Annotated in this window: 4 protein-coding genes; 1 reads left to right on the top strand and 3 read right to left on the bottom strand. The window is 52.4% G+C overall.

Annotation, left to right across the window (positions count from 1 at the left end):
* Positions 1-47: 47 nt before the first annotated feature.
* Together BOW51_RS09370 and BOW51_RS09365 are read right to left on the bottom strand one after the other, a co-directional pair.
* On the bottom strand, positions 48-404 hold the full coding sequence (locus tag BOW51_RS09370) for a hypothetical protein (protein WP_135568214.1): 357 nt from the start codon (positions 402-404) through the stop codon (positions 48-50).
* 90 nt (positions 405-494) lie between these two features.
* A complete protein-coding gene (locus BOW51_RS09365; protein WP_078477490.1) occupies positions 495-2,045 on the bottom strand; it encodes a hypothetical protein in 1,551 nt (516 codons plus the stop codon).
* Here BOW51_RS09365 and BOW51_RS09360 point away from each other — a divergent pair.
* Positions 2,034-2,222: a hypothetical protein gene (locus BOW51_RS09360; RefSeq protein WP_135568213.1), complete on the top strand. Its 189-nt coding sequence runs from the start codon at positions 2,034-2,036 to the stop codon at positions 2,220-2,222. The genes BOW51_RS09365 and BOW51_RS09360 overlap by 12 nt on opposite strands.
* A gap of 2 nt (positions 2,223-2,224) precedes the next feature.
* On the opposite strand, the gene BOW51_RS09355 is transcribed toward BOW51_RS09360, so the two are convergent.
* Positions 2,225-2,765: discoidin domain-containing protein (locus tag BOW51_RS09355; protein WP_135568212.1), on the bottom strand; the 541-nt coding region annotated here is incomplete at its 5' end.

The following is a 2,765-nucleotide window of genomic DNA, read 5'->3' as shown; positions in this document are numbered from 1 at the left end:
TTTCCTTTGGCGCTGGCGCACGTCAGAAAAACAGTCTCGCCTAGTGGCTACCGGGGACTACGCGCCTTCGATTCTCTCTCCTTGGCGCGCAGCGAAAGAAGGTTACCGGTCAGCCTTGAGGGTGGCGCATTGAATTCGACATTGAAGCGGGCGAGTTCGGCTACTGCATCTTCACTACCGAGGCGACGGAGGAATTCACCATTGGAGGCTGCAGGCATGCCGTCGGCATCGACCAGCCAGGTCTCCAGTTCATAACCGCCAACCCAGGAGCCGTCATCAAAACAGGCGCCCTCGCAACCGGCAGAAAGCATCTTTCCAAGCAGCTCTGTCTCTTCCCTCAGACGCGCGGCAAAGGCATCGTAATCAGCCTCACTGAAATCGCTACTTTCAATTTCCTGACCCACGAAAACTCCAGGACCCAATGATTAACCTTTCAATAGCTCCATATTACACTTTTCCGGTCAGACGGGAACACGCCTTGCTTCGCTTTCCATTCAATAGCTCAATTGATATGGACCATACTCCTGTCTACTACCCCACGCTTCCTGCTCGATCAGCTTGTAGAGGTAATCAACATCTGGCTGGGCACCAGGGTCCGCGTAGAGATACTCACCGCCTAGCGGTGCATCGATCAGGCCGGGTAACATCTTGTTGTTTATGCGCACCCATTCGCCTCTCTCTTCTTCGCGACGGTCAAGAAAAAAACCGACGGTACCGAGTTCTTCAAGCGTCGTCCAATGCACCAAGGCCACCGAGCCGTCGCCGTCCGGGTCAAGTGTCTGTTTCAGCAAATCGTTCGCAATGTCATCAGTCAGGTTTGTCGGCTCGACACCATAAGATTCGAGAAAAGCCACCACCGTCTGAACATCAAATAGATCGACTAACTCCTCGACAGGCGCCCGTCTGATGCTCCCTGAACCAATCACTGCAGCAGTAGGGATGATCGTGAGTCCTTGGTCCTCCACTTCTCCGTCACTGGCAGAACCGGTTGGAGCAGGAGAGTTGGTACTGAAAAACTCGCTGTCCGATGTCAGGCGAAAACGTGTATAGGTTTGTGTCGCAACAGTAAAATTCGGAAAAAAATGGAGATCGCAGCTGAAACTTCCGTCAACCAGGGTCGTACCACCGGCCTCGGCACCATTGAAACCAGGAACAGCCGCAAGGTTGAGCGTGTTAGTACCGCTGTCGCCGGATACCTGTATACACAACTCCTCGTTGCCCGCTGCGATCGTCTCTCCAATCCCGTCACCAACACTGCCCGTATAGGTTATACCTTTAAAAAAGGAACCATCCACCACCCCATCGGCTGCACCATCAAGGTAACCACACAGCATTGCCGGTGCACCTGTGTCGTTTCTGCCGACCAGGGATGCAGTCACCTTGCCACTTCCTGCATAAGTCGTTAGAGTCACTCCGTCTCTATCATCGCGCGGCGATGTATTTGGAGGAAAAGAGCCAATATAGAGCGGTGCACTTGTGATGAAATGAACCGGCGCTTCTGCTTTGGTACCGTAAGACTCCGGCGCAGAGCCAACATCAATGGCAGTACAACTCCTGCCGGAGGAAAGTTCCGCCAACAGGCCCGTGTAGTTGCCAACTGACTTGACATGCAGAATCTGGGTATTCGTGCCCACCCGTAACAGGTCCGCATCCATGCTCCAGGAAACCGGGATTGTAGTAGCTGAATAACCATTGTGATTTTTACTATTACCCAGGTTCAAATATCCGTTATCTTTCATGCTCTTTCCGTTGACCAGGATATCGTAAATGCCGTTATCACTGTAAAAGTCAAAGGTGATGAACTTTAGCGTTTTCAGATAATCCTGATGCGGCAAGTCGATATCGAAATCAAGCCGGTAGAGATGCTCGACCGTCCTCCTATTCGCGCCTGAATGAGAAATACCGATCCATTCCGCAGTCGATGGCGGTGTAACCCAGTTCCCCTGAACGTTACCGATAACGACTGCTTTCTGCCAGGCGGCTACCCCATTAAAGGCATCAAGGGTATTCGTTGTACTGCCGATCTGTGCAACGTGCCACTGCATGTCGTAACGATCAAGAGCAGCATCGAAAGCAGTTCCCGTGGTGAGGTCATAACCACTATTCAGAACGTCTGCCTCGCAACTCTCCAGTGTGAACGTGGCGGCAGGCTCGCTGCCAGCTGCACAAACAAGGGGAGAGAGTTCAGCACCGCCGACATGAAGCCTGTCAGGAGAAGTTGATTTCAGCCGGTAATAACGCGCACTGACCTCGGAGTCAAAGACAATATGCTGTGCAATGGCTTCACATCAGTCGCCAGTTGCCCAGTGGTCACCGCGATGAAATTAACTCCGTCCGTACTAGCCAGAACTTCGAACTCCTCAATAGCTCCATCACTGTTCTCATCATTGTAGAAATACTGCAAACCGGCAATTGTCTTTGTACTGCCCATATCGACAGTAATGAAATGACCGGGATCAAGCGTGTTAGTTTCGGACAGCCAGTAGGTATTCACGCGATTGTCAATCATGTGGCCAGCGTCCCAGTCTCCTAACTCAGTAGAGATTGAACTTGCCGTCGCGGTCCAGCCGGCAACACCACCAGGATCAGGATTTTCCAGTGGAAACAACGCCTCACCAATTTCGCAGGCAGGTGCAAGCTCAGAGACTGTTCCCGATTTTTCGACAAAATTGGAACTGCCGCTGCGCGCCAAGGAGAGAGAATCGAAGGCGCGTAGTCCCCGGTAGCCACTAGGCGAGACTGTTTTTCTGACGTGCGCCAGCGCC

The sequence above is a fragment of the Solemya elarraichensis gill symbiont genome, assembly GCF_002021095.1.
GTDB lineage: Bacteria > Pseudomonadota > Gammaproteobacteria > Chromatiales > Chromatiaceae.
The sequence above is the reverse complement of the archived record's forward strand: the minus strand, read 5'-3'. Positions and strand labels throughout refer to the sequence as shown.